This window comes from Rhodoferax sp. U11-2br, assembly GCF_018619435.1.
GTDB lineage: Bacteria > Pseudomonadota > Gammaproteobacteria > Burkholderiales > Burkholderiaceae_C > Rhodoferax.
In genome coordinates this window covers 152,805-170,194 of sequence record NZ_JAHFZF010000002.1, presented here as the reverse complement: position 1 = coordinate 170,194, position 17,390 = coordinate 152,805, and the positions used below count along the sequence as shown (strand labels likewise).

The 17,390-nt window shown below is 61.1% G+C and carries 16 protein-coding genes and 2 pseudogenes; 3 read left to right on the top strand and 15 right to left on the bottom strand.

The genetic code is table 11. The annotated features are described in order from the left end of the window. Positions 1-44: 44 nt before the first annotated feature. Together KKO72_RS02050 and KKO72_RS02045 are read right to left on the bottom strand one after the other, a co-directional pair. The gene (locus KKO72_RS02050) at positions 45-710 is read right to left on the bottom strand and encodes a methionine ABC transporter permease (RefSeq protein WP_214934960.1); all 666 of its coding nucleotides are present in this window, start codon (positions 708-710) and stop codon (positions 45-47) included. Beyond that, the gene (locus tag KKO72_RS02045) at positions 703-1,749 is read right to left on the bottom strand and encodes a methionine ABC transporter ATP-binding protein (RefSeq protein ID WP_214934958.1); all 1,047 of its coding nucleotides are present in this window, start codon (positions 1,747-1,749) and stop codon (positions 703-705) included. Before KKO72_RS02045 ends, KKO72_RS02050 begins: the two co-directional genes overlap by 8 nt. A 674-nt stretch (positions 1,750-2,423) precedes the next feature. Between KKO72_RS02045 and KKO72_RS02040 the strand changes: the two genes are divergently transcribed. Beyond that, positions 2,424-2,633 carry a hypothetical protein gene (locus KKO72_RS02040; protein WP_214934956.1) on the top strand — a complete coding sequence of 70 codons (210 nt, stop codon included), beginning with the start codon at positions 2,424-2,426 and terminating at the stop codon, positions 2,631-2,633. 106 nt (positions 2,634-2,739) lie between these two features. After that, entirely contained in the window at positions 2,740-3,090 is a 351-nt protein-coding gene (locus KKO72_RS02035) for an RNA-binding protein (protein WP_214934954.1), read from the top strand. Between the two features lie 324 nt (positions 3,091-3,414). On the opposite strand, the gene KKO72_RS02030 is transcribed toward KKO72_RS02035, so the two are convergent. Both KKO72_RS02030 and KKO72_RS02025 read right to left on the bottom strand, forming a co-directional pair. Further along, positions 3,415-4,761: an LLM class flavin-dependent oxidoreductase gene (locus tag KKO72_RS02030; RefSeq protein ID WP_214934952.1), complete on the bottom strand. Its 1,347-nt coding sequence runs from the start codon at positions 4,759-4,761 to the stop codon at positions 3,415-3,417. Positions 4,762-4,801: 40 nt separating this feature from the next. Continuing rightward, positions 4,802-5,017 (bottom strand): molybdopterin-binding protein, encoded by a 216-nt coding sequence (locus KKO72_RS02025; RefSeq protein WP_214934950.1) that lies wholly within the window; start codon positions 5,015-5,017, stop codon positions 4,802-4,804. A gap of 233 nt (positions 5,018-5,250) precedes the next feature. Here KKO72_RS02025 and KKO72_RS21340 point away from each other — a divergent pair. Continuing rightward, positions 5,251-5,511: pseudogene (locus KKO72_RS21340) on the top strand (acetylxylan esterase); the annotation flags it as partial. On the opposite strand, the pseudogene KKO72_RS21335 reads toward KKO72_RS21340, so the two are convergent. The 11 genes and pseudogenes from KKO72_RS21335 to KKO72_RS01970 form a co-directional block, all read right to left on the bottom strand. Beyond that, positions 5,437-5,946 (bottom strand): annotated as a pseudogene (locus KKO72_RS21335) (ATP-binding cassette domain-containing protein); the annotation flags it as partial. The pseudogenes KKO72_RS21340 and KKO72_RS21335 overlap by 75 nt on opposite strands. A 58-nt stretch (positions 5,947-6,004) precedes the next feature. Beyond that, positions 6,005-6,886 (bottom strand): aliphatic sulfonate ABC transporter permease SsuC, encoded by an 882-nt coding sequence (ssuC, locus tag KKO72_RS02015; protein WP_214934948.1) that lies wholly within the window; start codon positions 6,884-6,886, stop codon positions 6,005-6,007. Positions 6,887-6,913: 27 nt separating this feature from the next. Continuing rightward, positions 6,914-8,056 carry an FMNH2-dependent alkanesulfonate monooxygenase gene (gene ssuD / locus KKO72_RS02010; protein ID WP_214934946.1) on the bottom strand — a complete coding sequence of 381 codons (1,143 nt, stop codon included), beginning with the start codon at positions 8,054-8,056 and terminating at the stop codon, positions 6,914-6,916. A gap of 40 nt (positions 8,057-8,096) precedes the next feature. Continuing rightward, positions 8,097-9,125, bottom strand: coding sequence for a sulfonate ABC transporter substrate-binding protein (locus KKO72_RS02005; protein WP_214934944.1), 1,029 nt, complete (start codon positions 9,123-9,125; stop codon positions 8,097-8,099). Positions 9,126-9,148: 23 nt separating this feature from the next. Then, the gene (locus tag KKO72_RS02000; protein WP_214934942.1) at positions 9,149-10,111 is read right to left on the bottom strand and encodes a sulfonate ABC transporter substrate-binding protein; all 963 of its coding nucleotides are present in this window, start codon (positions 10,109-10,111) and stop codon (positions 9,149-9,151) included. Positions 10,112-10,228: 117 nt separating this feature from the next. Further along, on the bottom strand, positions 10,229-10,819 hold the full coding sequence (gene ssuE, locus KKO72_RS01995; RefSeq protein WP_214934941.1) for an NADPH-dependent FMN reductase: 591 nt from the start codon (positions 10,817-10,819) through the stop codon (positions 10,229-10,231). A gap of 53 nt (positions 10,820-10,872) precedes the next feature. Then, a complete protein-coding gene (locus tag KKO72_RS01990; RefSeq protein WP_214935132.1) occupies positions 10,873-11,868 on the bottom strand; it encodes a sulfate ABC transporter substrate-binding protein in 996 nt (331 codons plus the stop codon). 174 nt (positions 11,869-12,042) lie between these two features. After that, positions 12,043-12,486, bottom strand: coding sequence for a cyclic nucleotide-binding/CBS domain-containing protein (locus KKO72_RS01985; protein WP_180125408.1), 444 nt, complete (start codon positions 12,484-12,486; stop codon positions 12,043-12,045). Between the two features lie 67 nt (positions 12,487-12,553). Then, positions 12,554-13,609, bottom strand: coding sequence for a 2-oxoacid:ferredoxin oxidoreductase subunit beta (locus tag KKO72_RS01980; RefSeq protein ID WP_214934939.1), 1,056 nt, complete (start codon positions 13,607-13,609; stop codon positions 12,554-12,556). Further along, positions 13,606-15,420 (bottom strand): 2-oxoacid:acceptor oxidoreductase subunit alpha, encoded by a 1,815-nt coding sequence (locus tag KKO72_RS01975; RefSeq protein WP_214934938.1) that lies wholly within the window; start codon positions 15,418-15,420, stop codon positions 13,606-13,608. Before KKO72_RS01975 ends, KKO72_RS01980 begins: the two co-directional genes overlap by 4 nt. After that, positions 15,417-17,258, bottom strand: a complete 1,842-nt coding sequence (locus KKO72_RS01970) for an FAD-dependent oxidoreductase (protein ID WP_214934936.1) — start codon at positions 17,256-17,258, stop codon at positions 15,417-15,419. Before KKO72_RS01970 ends, KKO72_RS01975 begins: the two co-directional genes overlap by 4 nt. Positions 17,259-17,390: the final 132 nt, after the last annotated feature.

Here is a 17,390-nt window from a genome sequence, read left to right as displayed (position 1 = left end):
AAAACATAACGACTGCAGCAAAGGTTAGGCAGCATCGGGTCGGCCTATTTGTGGCTCAGCCGCCGCACTGCCCAGTCACCCAGGCTTTGCACGGCTTGCACAAAAACGATCAGCACCAGCACCACCGCCAGCATCACCTCGGGCAAAAAGCGTTGGTAGCCGTAACGGATGCCCAGGTCGCCCAGGCCGCCGCCGCCAATCGCACCGGCCATGGCCGAATAACCGGTCAGGCTCACCAGGGTGATGGTCAGCGCCGCCACAATGCCGGGCCAAGCCTCGGGCAGCAGCACCTTGAGCACGATCTGCCGGGTGCTGGCGCCCATCGACAAAGCGGCCTCCACCAGGCCGTGGTCCACCTCATGCAAGGCGGTTTCGATCAGCCGGGCAAAAAACGGTGCGGCGGCAATCGTCAGCGGCACCACGGCGGCCATGGTGCCAATCGACGAGCCGGTCAGCAGCCGGGTAAACGGGATGATCGCCACCAGCAAGATGATGAACGGTGTGGAGCGCACCGCGTTCACCGTGGTGCCAAGCACCCGGTTGAGCAGCGGGTTCGCCAGTACACCACCGGCTTGCGTCAGGTACAGCAAGATGCCCAGCGGCAGGCCCAGCGCCGCGCCGACTGCACCGGAGATAGCGACCATGATGATGGTCTCCCACAGCGAGGTGGCAAACAGCTCCAGCAGTTGGGGGGTAAATGTGTCAAACATGGCTCAGTTCCTTGTTGTGCACCACCACACCTGCTTGGCGCAGGTGGGCGATGGCGGCGTTGAGTTGGTCGCTGGCGCCGCGCGCGTGCACCGCGAGTGAGCCAAACAGCTGGCCCTGGATGTCATCCACCTGGCCGTGCAGGATGTTGATGTCCAGCCCAAAACGGCGGATCACGTCTGAGAGCAACGGCTTGGTTGCGTCCTCACCTGAAAACGCCAGGCGCAGCAGCTGCCCCTGGTTGGCGGGCTCGCTGCTCATCAGCTGGCGGATGCGCGTGATCACACTCTCAGGCAGCTCCTGCGGCAGGATCTCGTCAATCAGGCTGCGGGTGATGGTCTGTTGCGGGTTGGTGAACACCTCCATCACCGCGCCCTGCTCCACGATCTCACCGGCGTCAATCACCGCCACCCGGTCCGCCACCTGTTTGATCACCTGCATCTGGTGCGTGATCAGCACAATGGTCAGGCCAAAGTCACGGTTGATCTGGCGCAGCAGCGCCAGGATGGAACGCGTCGTTTCGGGGTCAAGCGCCGAGGTGGCCTCGTCACACAGCAGCACCTTGGGGTTGTTGGCCAGCGCACGGGCAATGCCCACACGTTGTTTCTGGCCACCGCTGATCTGGGCTGGGTAACGGTCGCGCAAGTCGTACAGGCCGACTAGGTCCAGCAGCTCATCCACCCGGCGCTGGATAACGTCCGGGCGCTCATGGACCAGCTGCAGTGGCAGCGCCACGTTCTCAAACACGGTGCGGCTGGAGAGCAGGTTGAAGTGCTGAAAGATCATGCCGATCTGATGCCGGGCGCTACGCAAATCGGTTTGGGACAGGGCGGTGAGGTCGGCACCGTTCACCCGCACCTGGCCCTGGGTGGGCCGGTTGAGCAGGTTGATAACGCGGATCAGCGAGCTTTTGCCCGCACCACTGCGGCCAATCACGCCAAAAATTTCACCGGCAGGCACCCGCAGGTCAATACCGCGCAGGGCGTGCACCGGCGCCGGATGGCCCGGGTAGGTGAGGTGGATGTTGTCTAGTTCAATCATGGGGTTTTGCTACGACGCAGCAGACGACGACGCCCCGATGTACTGGGCCTCTGCTGCCGTGCGTGGCGGTGTATTTCTGTGGAGTGACTTCGGAATATTCAGATCGCATGCATTACAAAAATGCGAGGGATGCGATTTTGCAGGCAGTCCATCAAAACCGGAACTATTGTTTTGTCATGTCCTTATGACTGGAAACGTATATGCGACCTTTCTTGGGCTCGCTGCAAAGGCTGATCAGATTGAAACCAGCTGGACATGGCAATGACCGGATTGGCAGCCAGCGTTGTTGCTCTGAACTCTGAAAATCCAACGTCGGTAGTGGGCAAAGTTGGGCTGCAGCGCTGAAGCCAGGCCGCGACGCAGCGCAGGGGCCGCAGGGTTATTGAGCGGCGTGAGACGTGCGCCCAGCTATCAAGGCGAACACGCGAAAGCCCAGCTCTTTTAAAACCAAAAATAATATACAAAGCACATTTAAAAACTGTTGTGTATAATTCAAGGATCAGGACAGCCATATGCCATTCCCACATGGCCAGTCTTGATGTTGCTGTCGCGAGCTTCCCGCGCTCCGTCGCTCTTTTGACCTATGAGCTTTGCCCACCAAGGCGCCCAGCTCATGCAGACCTGATCCAGGCCTGCAATTCTGATTGATCACGATTTCCAACATCTCTATCCCCATGGGCAAGTACGTCGTTTCGCCCTCGACACAGCCGACCGAATGCGGCCGCTTTCGCGCCTCGTTTGCAGTCCACCGCTCTCAGGGCAACGGCAGCTATTGCCGAGTCTTCAAGTTTGACACGACCTTTGCGTCGCGCGAGGCCGCCCGAGTGTTTGCCGTCACCCAGGGCTGGCTAGAAACCTGCTTTCCCAAGCCCCTCACGTGCTGACCATCTGCTCACAGCAGACCCCAGGCACATTTTTGATCCACAGCGGACGTCCGGTTCGCTCGCACGCATCGCGACGATGCGGCCAAATTCACAGAAAGACTTAAGCATGACCAGCAAGATCTACGTGGGCAACCTGCCCTATTCCGTCACCGATGCCAGCCTCAAAAGCAACTTCGCCGAGTTCGGTGGCGTTTCCTCGGCCAAGGTGATGATGGACCGCGACACGGGCCAATCCAAGGGCTTCGGCTTTGTGGAGATGGCCTCAGCCGAGCATGCCCAGGCGGCAATCAGCGGATTGCATGGCGTATCCGTCGATGGTCGCACCATCGTCGTTAACTCGGCCCGGCCGCGCGAGGATCGTGGCACTTCCGGTGCCCCCAATTCCACGGGCTACCGCGCATCAAATCGCACGGACGTCGGCTATGGCACGGGCGGCTACGGCGGCGGTCGCTACTAAGGCCTGCGACATCTCCTGAAAACCGGCTTTCTCAAGCCGGTTTTTTTCGCCTATGCAGCGTCGCCCTGGACAACAGGTCACCCAGGCCAACATCGCCAAGCACTGGGTCACCAACAACGGTGACTCGCCATGTCTGGGCACAGCAAACTTTTGCGGCGGCATCGGTTCTGCGACGTCGGCCTCTGTGGTCAGTGTTTTGATGTCAGGCACCGGCATGCTGATTCGCTGGTTCAGGAGTTTCAGCCCCTCATTCCAGTGCCACAGCATGCGTGCGCCAACCGGGTCGAAACCAGGGGCAAGGTGCCCCATGGCTTGTCTGATCCGTCAAGCCACCTTGCGCTCCCGCCCGCGCACCGCATGCCGATTCTCTGACCGGGCCAGACCCAAGTTCTCACGCAGCGTGCTGCCTTCGTACTCGGTGCGAAACAGTCCCCGGCGTTGCAGCTCGGGGATCACCAGGTCCACAAAATCGTCCAGGCTGCCGGGCAGCACGGGTGGCAAGATGTTGAAGCCGTCGGCCGCTTCATTTTCAAACCACGTCTGCAACTGGTCCACCACTTGCACCGGCGTGCCAACAATCGTCCAGTGCCCGCGTGCGGTGGCCACCCACTGGTAGAGCTGGCGGATGCTGAAACCGTGTTTGCGTGCAATGTCTACCATCATCTGCTGGCGGCTGACCCAGCCCACGGTTTTGGGCAGCTCGGGGAACGGGCCGTCCAGCGGGTAAGCTGACAAGTCCACGCCGCCGGACAACCCGGCCAGCAAGGCCAACCCGGCTTGGGGGTGGATCAGGTCGTTGAGTTGCTGCAACTTGGCTTGTGCCTCGGCCTCAGTGGCGGCAACGTACACCGAGACACCCGGCATGATTTTGAGCTGGTCTGCCGTGCGGCCAAACTTGGGCAAACGGCCTTTTAAATCTCGGTAAAACGCTTGCGCATCTTCCAAACTCTGCTGGGCGGTGAACACCACCTCGGCCGTGCGTGCAGCCAACTCCAGGCCGGGTTCGGACTGGCCGGCCTGCACGATCACCGGGTAACCCTGCGGCGGGCGTGAGACGTTCAACGCGCCGTCCACCTGGAAGTGTTTGCCCTTGTGGTGCGGCGGGTGCAACTTGGCGGGGTCAAAAAACTGGCCGCTGGTTTTGTCGCGGGTGAAGGCGTCGTCCTCCCAGCTGTCCCACAGCTCGGTGACCACATCTACAAACTCTTCGGCGCGGTCGTAGCGCTCGCTTGCCACCAGTTGTTTGTCGCGGCCAAAGTTGCGCGCCGTGGCATCGTCGGTGGAGGTGACCACGTTCCAGCCCGCGCGACCAGCGCTCAGGTGGTCCAGCGAGGCAAACTTTCGCGCCAGCAGGTAGGGGTCTTCGTAGGTGGTCGATGCCGTGGCAATAAAGCCGATGTTCTTCGTGACGGTGGACAGGGCGGAGAACAGCGTCACCGGCTCGAAACCGGTGCTGCGGTCGCGCCTGCCTGCTTGGTCCCCACCAAAATTGATCGACAGGCCGTCGGCCAGAAAGTAGGCATCAAACAGGCCGCGCTCGGCAGTCTGCGCCAGCCGTTTGTAGTGTTCAAAGTCAAACACGGTGTTGGATGCGGCATCTGGGTGCCGCCAGGCCGCCACGTGTTGTCCGGCACCAGGCAAAAAGGCGCCGAGTCTGAGTTTTTTGCTCACGATGAATGGCCTCTCAAAAGTGGGGTTGGCGGATCAGGGTTCAGAGCTTGGCAATCGACACCTCGGTGGACTTGACCAGCGCGACCACCTCTGAGCCAACCTTTAAATCCAGGTCTTTGACCGAGCGGGTGGTGATGACCGAGGTGACGATGCCCCAGGGGGTTTCGACATCAATTTCTGACACCACGTCGCCGGTGATGATTTCTTTGACCTTGCCGCGGAATTGGTTGCGTACATTGATGGCTTGAATGGACATGGTGTTCTCCTAAAAAAGTCCGTTAAAAAATGAAAGTGACAAGCGTGGGAGCCATGTATCTAGACCGCCCAGCGCACACCGTGTGCGGGCACGCCAGGCCAGAGCGGTTCACCGTCATTGGGATGGGTGAAAGACGTACGCTCGGGCGCGGCGGGTTTTTGCAGCACGCGGTCCAGGATGCGTTTTTCCAGCGCGGCAAAAGTTGCATCCCCCTGTGAGCGAGGTCGAGGCAGATGTATGGCCTCATCAAGCGCAATGCGCCCGTCTTCGATCAGGATCACCCGGTCAGCCAGGGCCACGGCTTCTTGCACGTCGTGTGTCACCAGCAAGGCGGTGAAGCCGCTGGCAAGCCACAGGTCTTCAATCAGGCGGTGCATCTCGATACGGGTCAGGGCATCGAGCGCGCCCAGCGGCTCGTCCAGCAGCAACAGGCGCGGGTTGTGCACCAGGGCGCGGGCCAGGGACACGCGCTGGCGCTGGCCGCCGGACAGGCGCGCAGGCCAGTCGGTGGCGCGGTCCGCCAGGCCGACCTGTTCCAGCACCTTGAGCGCGTCACCCCGGCGCTCTTTGGGCAGCCCCAGCGCCACGTTGTCGATCACGCGCTTCCATGGCAGTAGGCGTGCGTCTTGAAACATGATGCGGGTATCAACAGACAAGCCAGTGAGCGGCTGATCGTTGATGTGGATGTGCCCAGAGCTGGCCGTCTCCAGCCCGGCCACCAGCCGCAAAAGGGTGCTTTTGCCGCAGCCGCTGCGCCCAACGATGGCAATGAACTGGCCCGGCTCCACACGCAGATGCGTGTTGCGCAGCACCTCGCGCTCACCAAAACGTTTGCTCAAGGCTTGTAATACCAGCGGCTCGCCACGGCGCGCTAGGGTGTTTGCCGCCCCAATGGCCGGATGGCCTTGTTGTAGAGAGGTATTGGTCATATTGGCCTCTAGCCCTCGTTATATAAGGGCATGTAGCTATAAAAGTAATAGTTATTTGTCATGCCTGATAACCCGGATGCCAGCGCAGCCAGTAGCGCTCCAGCCCCTTGGCAAACACGTCGGCCAGCTTGCCCAGCAAAGCGTAAAGCAGGATGCCCACCAGCACGATGTCGGTCTGCAAAAACTCCCGCGCGTTCATGGTCAGGTAACCAATACCAGCCTGCGCCGAGATGGTCTCGGCCACGATCAGAATCACCCACATCAACCCGAGCGAAAACCGCAGCCCCACCAGAATGCTCGACAGCGCTCCCGGCAACACAATTTGGGTGTAGAGCTGCCAGCGGCTCAGGCCGTAGGTGCGGCCCATCTCGATCAGGCCCGGGTCCACCCCGCGGATGCCGTGAAAGGTATTGAGGTAGAGCGGGAAGAAAACCGCCGTGGCAATCAAAAACAGCTTGGCCGTCTCGTCAATGCCAAACCACAAAATCACCAGCGGAATCAGCGCCAGCGCCGGGATGTTGCGCACCATCTGGATGGTCGAATCCAGCAACGTCTCGGCCAGGCGTGATGAGCCGGTTAACAGACCCAGCAGCAACCCCAGGCCACCACCCACGGCCAGCCCCGTCAAAGCACGCCCGGCACTCACCCGCACATGGGTCCACAGTTCTCCCGAGGTAGAGAGCGTCCAGAACGCGGTGAGCACCTCCAGCGGCGCGGGTAACACGCGGGTGGAAAGCCAGCCGAGATTGGAGGCGATTTGCCACAGCGTCATCAGCACCACCGGTACCAGCCAGGGCAACAGGCGTTGCCACACGGCCTTGAGCGCCTTGGCAACTTTGTGCCAAGGGAAAGGTCTGGCCTCAAATGTTGGGCCAGACCAGGGCTGATCAGGATGCACGCTGGCAGCGTGGAACGAAATCTCGGTGTACGGGATGGTCATGGGGCCTCCGTTGACATTCAGGTGGATTTAGGCCACGCGCAATACGCTGGGCACAATGCCGTTGCCCAGCACCTCGCCCGCCGGACGCACCAGGTTCTGACCTGCAGCTGCGCCCGGGGCCTGAATGCCGATGTGCGGGAACACCAGCTCGGCAAAACGGTAGACTTCTTCCAGATGTGGGTAGCCAGAGAGCACAAAGGTGTCGGCCCCCAGCGCCTCGTATTCCTTGAGGCGACGGGCAATGGTTTCGCCGTCGCCAACCAGGGCGGTGCCCGCACCGCTGCGCGCCAGACCCACCCCGGCCCACAGGTTGGGGCTGATCTCCAGCTTGGCGCGGCTACCGCCGTGCAGCGCGCGCATGCGGCGCTGGCCTTCGGAGTCCATGCCAGACAAATTGGCCTGCGCCTTGGCAATGGTGTCGTCGTCCAAATACTTGATCAGCTCGTCGGCGGCGGCCCAAGCTAAATCGTTGGTGTCACGCGGGATCACGTGCAGGCGCACGCCAAACTTCACTTTTCGGCCCAGTTTGGCGGCGCGTTTGCGCACATCGTCAAACTTTTTTTCCACCTCGGCAGGTGGTTCACCCCAGGTCAGGTACAGCTCAACGTCTTCCGCCGCCAAGTCGTGTGCCGCGTCTGAGGAGCCGCCGAAATACAGCGGTGGGTGGGGTTGCTGCACCGGGGGAAAAAGTTGTTTGGCCTTGTTCACCTTGATGTGTTTGCCCTCATAGGTGACCTCTTCACCCGCCAACAGACGTTTCCAGACATGGATGAATTCCTTGGCGTGTTCGTAACGCTCGTCGTGGCTCAGGAAGGTGCCGTCAGCTTCCAAATCCCCGGTGTCGCCCCCAGCCACGAGGTTGACCAACAGACGGCCTTCACTCAGGCGGTCAAAGGTGGCGGCCTGGCGCGCCTGCGCCGTGGGCGAGATGGTGCTGGGGCGCAGTGCCACCAGAAATTTCAGGCGGCGTGTCACTGGGATCAGGCTGGCGGCCACGATCCACGAGTCTTCACACGAGCGCCCGGTGGGGATCAGCACCCCGCCGTAACCCAGTTCGTCAGCCGCCTGGGCGATTTGTTTCAGGTAGTGGTGGTCCACAGCGCGCGCGCCATGTTGTGTGCCGAGGTAACGGCCATCACCGTGAATGGGGAGAAACCAGAAAATGTTCATCAGGGTGTCTTTCAGAAGAGCGCTTGAGCAAATCGCTTGTTTAGGGGGTTTTGGCCAGTACAGAGGCCTTTGGTTGCCAGACGATCTGGGCCACCTCCACCCGCTTGGGGATTAACCCGAGTTTGTGGAAGCTGTCTGCCACTTGCTGCTGGGCCAACACCGTGCGGGGCGCAATCAGGCCAACCGGGGAGGATGGGCGGCGCTGCAAAAAAAGGCTGACTACACCCGCATCCAGCCCGCTGTAGCTGGAGATCAGCTTGATGGCCTCGGGGCGGTGTTGCTGCACAAACTGGTTGGCGCGGCTAAGTTCTTCAAACAGCACCGCTACCACGTCGGGGTAGTCCGTGGCAAAGGCGCGTGAGGCGAGGTAAAACGAGTTGTTGCTGGACAGGCCGGTGCCGGTGGCCAGCACCAGGGGTGCCAGGGCCAGCTCGGTGGCGGCATAAAACGGGTCCCAAATGGCCCAGGCATCAACACTTTGGCGCTCAAATGCCGCACGGGCATCGGCTGGGGCCAGGTAAATCGGCTGAATGTCGCTCCACTGCAGCCCGGCTTTTTCGACCGCCTGCACCAGCAGGTAATGGGCGCTGGAGCCTTTTTGCAGGGCGATCTTTTTGCCTTTGAGGTCGGCCAGCGTTTTGATGGGTGAGTCTTTGGCCACCAGAATCGCTGAGCTCTCCGGCTTGGCGGGTTCGGCCCCCACATAGACCAGGTCTTTGCCAGCGGCCTGCGCAAAGACGGGAGGTGAGTCGCCGGTCAGGCCAAACTCCAACGAGCCCACGGCCAGTGCCTCCAGCAGTTGCGGCCCGGCGGGAAAGTCCACCCATTTGATCTGGGCGTTGGGGAAACGCTTTTCCAGCACGGCCTGTTGTTTGAGAATGACCAGATTGACCGCTGACTTCTGGTAACCAATACGCAGCTGGGTCAACGGGTTGGTAGGCTTGCCGCTGCCTGTGGTCTGCGCCCAGACGTTGGAGGCAATCGGCGCGGACAGGCCCCACAGGCCTGCGCTGAGGGCCAGCACACGCAGTAGTCTGCGGCGCGACTCGGTGGTGGGAGCTTGTTTCATGGTGGGTCTCCTGCGTGCAGGCATCAGCTCAGGTCAACCGGTGCGGCGTGCAGCAAGTTGAGCTTCTTCGGAATCAGCTTGAGGTCAAAAAAGGTGTCGGCAATGGCTTGCTGTTCAGCCAGGATGGCGCTGGTGACTGGGGCAGTGCCATAAGCCGCACGGCTTAGGTACAGCTCGGTGATGCTCTTGTCCAGACCCAAGACGGTGGAGAGCTCGGTGGCAGCCGCCGGTTTGTTGGCGGCGATCCAGCTGTCGATGGTGTTGATCTGGCGGATGGCGATTTTCAGCACGTCCGGGTTTTTGGTCGCAAAGTCGCGTGAGCTGAAGTAGTACTGGCGGTTGTTCACCACACCTTTGGCATCCACCAACAGCTGTGCATCCAGGGTTCTTTGTGCCGAGGCCAGAAACGGGTCCCAAATGATCCAGGCATCTATCGCACCCTTCTGAAAGGCAGCACGGGCGTCAGGCGGGGGCAGGTGCACGTGTTGCACATCGCTGTATTTCAGGCCCTGTTTCTCCAGCAGCTTGGCCAGAAAATACTGCACGTTGGAGCCTTTGTTGTAGGCCACTTTTTTGCCTTTCAGGTCTGCCACGGTTTTGATGGGCGACCCTTTGGGCAAGATGATGGCTTCGAGTTGGGGGCGCGGCACCGTGGCACCGGCGTACACCAGCGGCGCACCCGCAGCCTGGGCAAAAATGGGTGGCGCTTCACCCACGTCGCCAAAGTCGATGGCGCCCACGTTGAGCGCCTCAAGCTGTACCGGCCCGGCATTGAATTCGGTCCAGGTGACGTTCACGCCCAGGGGCGCGAGTTCTTTTTCCAGCGTGCCTCGACCTTTGAGGATGGACAACCAGCCTTTTTGGTAACCAATGCGCAGGGTGCGCGTGGCTTGTTGCGCCAAGACCAGAGAGCTGCTGCCCAAAGCGGCGCTGGCCAGACCAGCGGCCAGCAGTTGGCGACGCGAAACATGATGTGGGGTGGACATGGTGAATTCCTTTGACAAAAATGGGGCAAAAGTCGCCCCTAACCGCCAACCAGCGGTCTGAAAAGGGTGAAACATCTTGGGACGGCTCAGCCCGCTGTGGACTGAGCGCAGGGGCGTTTACACGCTACATCGCACTTGCGAAAAGTGCACCGGTGCAAAACGTTTGGTGTGTACCTCGGCGGCGGGCAACACATCGCGAATCAGGGTGTCGACCGCCTCGTCAAGCCGCAGGCCGATCTCGGCACTCACCTCATACGCGCCAGATTCGGTGACAGCCACCTGTGCGTCGGTGGCATAAATGCCGGGCAGGATGTGTTTGGCACCCAGTGACTGCAACACCGGTCGCAGTGCATAGTCCAGGGCCAGCATGTGGTTGGGGCTGCCGCCAGTGGCCAACGGCAACACGGTTTTGCCCTGCAGGCCGGTTTGTGGCAACAAGTCCAGAAAGACCTTGAGCACGCCGCTGTAGGCGGCCTTGTACACCGGGGTGGCCACCACCACCACATCCGCCTTAGCCACTCGACCGACCGCTTGGCTGATGGTGGGGTGGCCAAAATCGGCCAGGATCAAAGCCTGGGGCGACAGGTCGCGGATCAACAGTTTCTCACTCTGCACACCCCGGAACTGCAGGCGCTGGGCGACGGCGTCCAGCAGCGCCGCCGAGCGCGAGCGTTCTGTGGGGCTGCCAGCAATCAATAAAACAGCCATGGGGTTTTCCTGAGACCTTGGTGTGTGACAGCGGACAGGCGGGGGGGTTTCACCTATTTTTTGGTGTAAATCTGATCAAAACTGCCGCCGTCGGCAAAATGTTCCTTGTCAGCCTTGGCCCAGCCGCCAAAAGCCTGGTCGATCGTGAACAGATTGAGTTTGGCGAACTGGTGCGCGTACTTGGCTTTGGCTTTTTCCGACACCGCCGGGCGGTAGAAATTCTTGCCTGCGATGTCCTGGCCCTCTTCGGTGTACAGGTACTCCAGGTAGGCCTGAGCCACAGCACGGGTGCCCTTCTTGTCCACGTTTTTGTCCACCACGGCCACAGCTGGCTCGGCCAGAATGCTCAAAGACGGTGCCACGATGTCAAACTTTGAGCCGAATTCCTTTTCCAGCAGGTAGGCCTCGTTCTCCCAGGCGATCAACACGTCGCCCTGGCCACGTTGGGCAAAGGTGATGGTCGATCCACGCGCGCCGGTGTCCAGAATCGGCACATTGGCAAACAGTTTGGCCACAAACTCCTTGGCCTTGGCGTCACTGCCGAACTTGCGTTTGGCGAATTCCCAGGCTGCCAGGTAGTTCCAGCGGGCGCCGCCAGATGTTTTGGGGTTGGGGGTGATCACGCTGATGCCAGGTTTGATCAGGTCATCCCAGTCCTTGATGCCCTTGGGGTTGCCCTGTCGCACCGCCAGCACGATGGTCGATGTGTAGGGTGAGGAATTGTGAGGCAACTTCTTCTGCCAGTCGGCTGCCAGCCAGCCACCGTTTTTGTTCAGCGCATCGGTGTCACCGGCCAGCGCCAGCGTGGCCACATCGGCATCCAGGCCGTCGATGATGGAGCGCGCCTGTTTGCCCGAGCCTCCGTGGGATTGTTTGATCGTCACGTCCTGGCCAGACTTGGCTTTCCAGTACTTGGCGAACGCGGCGTTGAACTCGACGTAGAGTTCACGCGTGGGGTCGTAGGAGACGTTGAGCAGGGTGACGGCTTGCTGCGCGTTGGCAGCCAGGCTGCCGGTGGCCAATACGGCAGCAGCGGCAAGATTAAAAATGCGGCGGGAAATTCGGAGCGATGGTTTCACGGTTGGGTCCTCGGAATACATTGCGTCGGTGCAATGAGGCGGATTCTGGGAGACAACCGTTCAAACAGGAACTACTGAATTCTCATTTCCTAATTACAAAATCATCTACCCTGAAGCCACCTTGACCCGAGGTGCTTGCGCCACTCAACCCAGGGCGTCGTTGACCTGCTCGTTGAATTCAGCCAGGTTGACGGCGGCATGGACTTCGCGCGGCAGGGCGTCGCGCAGACAGAACACACCCAGGATCTTGTGGCCGTCGGTGCTGACCACCGGCAGGTGCCTAAAACCGCGCTCGATCATCATCAGCACCGCGTCGGCCACCTTGGTTTCAGGGTTGACGCAGTGCGGGCTGCGGGTCATGACCTCGGCCACGGTGGTGCGGCTCGGGTCGACCGTTTTGGCCAGCACGCGGTTGATCATGTCGCGTTCCGTCACGATGCCCAGCATGGTCTTGTTGGTGTCAATCACCAGCACACTGCTGCTGTTGGTGCGCATCATCACGCAGGCCGCCGCATGTACCGTGGCCGTGGGCAAAACACTGATGACGTGGCGTTGCGCCATCGATTGGGAAACAGTGCGTTCGGGCATGGTGAGGGCTCCTTGTGACGTCTGGATGGGTAGGATGTTGAAGAGGCTGGAATATGGGGGTCTGTGTTTAGCGCAGTGCGGCGTTGATCTTGTCGAGCGCTTTCTGGCCTGGGTTGAGCTGGGCCGCGTTCAGGGTGTTGAGAGGCTGGGCCGTGGTGTTGAGGGCGGTGTGTAAATCGGTGGCCAGCGGGTCGATGTAGAGCAGGCCGGTCAGGATCTCGCCCAGGGCTGCATGGGTCTGCATGTAGCTCATGGCGGCATAACGGTCGGTCGGGTCGTAGTCGGTATGTAACTTGCGCAGGCGCAGCAGGCTGCCATCGTGTTGTTCCACCTCCACCAGCGCGCCGGGCGGGTAGTCGGCGGTGATTTCCTGGCCCGGCTCCATGAAGTCGATGCGGCTGACTGCCTCGTTGTGCTGGCGCACATAGTCGTAACTCTTGGTGCTACCGCTGTGATTGTTGAAAGTGACACAGGGGCTGATGACGTCGATGAAGGCGGCGCCACCGTGTTCCATGGCGCCTTTGATCAGCGGCACCAGCTGCGCCTTATCCCCCGAGAAACTGCGCGCCACATAGGTGGCACCGAGCTGCAGGGCAATGCCCACCAGGTCCACCGGACTTTCGCTGTTGACAACACCCTTCTTGCTCTTGGAACCCCGGTCGGCGGTGGCCGAGAACTGACCCTTGGTCAGGCCATAAACACCATTGTTTTCCACGATGTAGGCCATGCGTACACCACGGCGCATGGCATTGGCAAACTGTCCCAGGCCAATGGAGGCTGAGTCACCGTCACCCGACACGCCCAGGTACAACAACTCGCGGTTGGCCAGATTGGCGCCGGTGAGCACACTGGGCATGCGCCCGTGTACCGTGTTAAAGCCGTGCGAGGCGCCCAAAAAGTAGTCCGGCGTTTTGGAGCTGCAGCCAATGCCCGAGAGCTTGGCGACGCGGTGTGGCTCAATGTTGAGGTCCCAGCAGGCCTGGATGATGGCTGCCGAGATCGAGTCGTGGCCACAACCGGCACACAGGGTCGAGATGCGGCCCTCGTAGTCGCGCCGGGTGTAGCCGACCTGGTTGGTGTGCAGCGTGGGGTGATGCAGCCTTGGTTTCGCTATAAAGGTCATACAAGCTCCTTGGCCACGCTGTCGTGGATGGTCCGGATGATGAAGCGTGCGGTGATCGGTGTACCGTCGTAATGCAACACCCGGACCAGCTTGGCCGGGTTGATTTCCAGCTCGTTGATCAGCAGGGTGCGCATCTGGCCGTCACGGTTCTGTTCGGCCACAAACACCTTGTCATGGGCCGCAATGAACTCGGAGACCGAGTCCGGGAACGGAAAGGCGCACAGGCGCATGGCGTCCACGTAGACACCGTTGCGCTCCAGCACATCCAGCGCTTCACGCATGGCCGGGCTGGTGGAGCCGTAGTAGATGACACCCAGCCGGGTGGGCTGTTGCGCTGGTCGAAACACCGGCTGTGGCACCAGGGTGGCGGCGGTGATGAACTTGCGCAGCAGGCGCTCCATGTTGTAGATGTAGTCGGGGCCGGCTTCCGAGTACATCGCCTGTGGGTTGCGCGAGGTTCCGCGTGTGAAAAAAGCGCCCTTGCTCGGGTGGGTGCCGGGCAGGGTGCGCCAAGGGATGCCGTCGCCATCCACATCGCGGTAACGGCCAAAGGGTTTGCCCGCTTCGAGTTCTTCGGCACTCATGATCTTGCCGCGGTCATAGGCTTGGGCGTCGTCCCAGACGAAGGGTTTGCACAGGCGCTGGTTCATGCCGATGTCGAGGTCGGACATGACAAAAATGGGGGTTTGCAGGCGCTCGGCCAGGTCCAACGCGGCCGCGCTGTGGGTAAAACACTCGTGCGGGTCCTGCGGGAACAGCAACACGTGTTTGGTGTCGCCATGAGAGGCGTAGGCACAACTGAGCAGGTCAGACTGCTGGGTGCGCGTGGGCATGCCAGTGCTGGGGCCACCACGTTGTACGTTGATGATGGTCACCGGGATCTCGGCAAAGTAGGCCAGGCCGATGAACTCGGTCATCAGCGACACACCGGGGCCTGAGGTGGCGGTAAAAGCCCGTGCGCCGTTCCAGCCAGCGCCCACCACCATGCCGATCGAGGCCAGCTCGTCCTCGGCCTGCACGATGGCAAATTTGTGCTGGCCGGTCGCCGGGTCGACCCGGAACTTGCTGCAGTACTTCTGGAACGCCTCGGGCACCGAGGTGGACGGTGTGATCGGGTACCAGGCGGCCACGGTGGCACCGCCGTACACCAGGCCCAGCCCAGCGGCGCTGTTGCCGTCGGTGAAGATCTGGTCACCCACGTTGTCAGCACGTTGCACCCGGATGCCCAGCGGCGCCTGCAGGTGTTCTTTGACATAGTTGCGCCCCAGGTGCAGGGCCTGCACATTGGATTCGAGCAGGCGCTCCTTGCCCTTGTACTGTTCGGCAAAAAGTGTCTCGAAGACTTCGGCCTCCACATCCAGCAGCACCGAAAGTGCGCCCACATAAATGATGTTCTTGAACAGCTGGCGCTGGCGCGGCTCGCTGTAGGCCGCGTTGGCGATGTCGGTCAGCGGCACGCCGATGGTGAACACGTCGTCGCGGAATTTGCTGGCGGGCAGGGGGCGGGTGCTGTCGTAAAACAGGTAACCCCCGGTCTCGACCTCGGCCACATCGGCGTCCCAAGTCTGCGGGTTCATCGCCACCATCATGTCGACGCCACCACGGCGGCCGTGGTAACCCTTTTCACAGACGCGAGCTTCGTACCAGGTCGGCATGCCTTGGATGTTGCTTGGGAAGATGTTGCGCGGGCTCACCGGCACACCCATGCGCATCACCGCCTTGGCAAACAACTCGTTGGCCGAAGCCGAACCCGAGCCGTTGACGTTGGCAAACTTGATGACGAAGTCGTTGATGGCTTCAATACGTTTCATGCTGTTTCCTTGGCGGCGCTGGTCGAGGGCTTTGGCTTGCTGTCTCGACAGTGCGGCCCCGCTTGGGTGGTGTTGAGCAAAAACTTCTGCATATCCCAGGCCCCGGTAGGACAACGTTCGGCGCACAGGCCGCAGTGCAGGCAGACGTCTTCGTCCTTGACCAAAATGCGCCCGGTCTTGAGTTCGGCCGACACATACATCGCCTGAGCCGTGTGTTGTGCCGGGGCCTTGAGCCGGGTGCGTAATTCGGCTTCGTCGCCGTTGGTCGTGAAGCTGATGCAGTCCATCGGGCAGATGTCCATACAGGCGTCGCACTCGATGCAGGTGCCCCGGTTGAACACCGTCTGGACGTCGCAATTCAGGCAGCGGCTGGCTTCCTTGAAGGCGGTGGCTGCATCAAAACCCAGCTCCACCTCCAGTTTGATGCTGGACAGGGCCACGTCGGCCTTGGCCCAGGGCACGGCAAAACGTGTGTCATTGGACACATCGTTGTGGTAACTCCACTCGTGGATGCCCATTTTTTGCGACAACAGATGGGTTCGGGGTGGTGGACGGAGTGTCACGTCCTCGCCGTTGAGCAGCCGGTCAATCGACACCGCTGCCTCGTGCCCGTGGGCCACGGCGGTGATGATGTTCTTGGGGCCATAGGCCGCGTCACCGCCAAAAAACACCTTGGGCAGGGTCGACTGAAAGGTGCCTTCACCGAGCACCGGCAAACCCCATGTGTCAAAAGCGATGCCGCAGTCGGGCTCGATCCAGGGGAAGGCGTTTTCCTGGCCAATGGCCACCAGCACGGTGTCACATTCCAGCAGCACATCGGGCTCACCGGTGGGGATCAGGCTGCGCCGACCTTTGGCGTCGTACTCGGCACGCACGATCTCAAAGGTCATGCCCGTCAGCTTGCCATTCAGGTGCTCCACCGACTTGGGCACGTGGTAGTTCAGGATCGGGATGCCCTCGTGTTGCGCATCTTCCTTTTCCCAGGGCGAGGCTTTCATCTCCTCAAAGCCACTGCGCACCACCACCTTGACATCCTTGCCACCCAGGCGTCGCGCCGAGCGGCAACAGTCCATCGCGGTGTTGCCACCGCCCAGCACAATCACGCGTTCGCCCACGCTTGTGATGTGGCCAAACGAGACATTGGCCAGCCACTCGATGCCGATGTGGATATGGGCGGCGGCGTCCTGGCGGCCCGGCACATCAAGTTCGCGCCCGCGCGGTGCACCACAGCCGACAAAGACCGCGTCAAAGTTCTGCGCCAGCAAGGCCCGCATCGAGCTGACGCGTTCCCCGCCACGAAACCTCACGCCCATGTTCAGGATGTAGCCGGTTTCCTCGTCAATCACCGACTCGGGCAGACGAAAACGCGGGATTTGCGAGCGCATGAAACCACCGGCCTTGGCTTCGCTGTCAAACACGGTGACCTCGTAACCCAGCGGCGCCAGATCACGCGCCACCGTCAGTGATGACGGCCCGGCACCCACGCAGGCGATGCGTTTGCCGTTGAAAGCTGCAACCGTCGGCATGCGCGCCGAGACATCGTCCTTGTGGTCGGCGGCCACCCGTTTGAGCCGACAGATGGCCACCGGCTCGGCTTGGGTGCGGTTGTTTTCCTCGACCCGACCCCGGCGACAGGCGGGTTCACAAGGCCGGTCACAGGTGCGGCCCAGAATACCTGGGAACACGTTGGACACCCAGTTGACCATGTAGGCGTCGCTGTAGCGGCCCTGTCCAATCAGTCGGATGTATTCGGGTACCGGGGTGTGGGCCGGACAGGCCCATTGGCAATCCACGACCTTGTGGAAATAGGCCGGGTTGGAGGTGTTGGTGGCTTGCAAAGTTGTCTCCTTGCCCTGTCTGCGGGTGGGACCCCGGTCACAGGTGAGCGCATGGTACGCCAAGGTTTTTTCTGTGCTCAGACCATGTTGGGCAATCTGAAGCGACCCTGATCTAGATCAAATGACAATGGG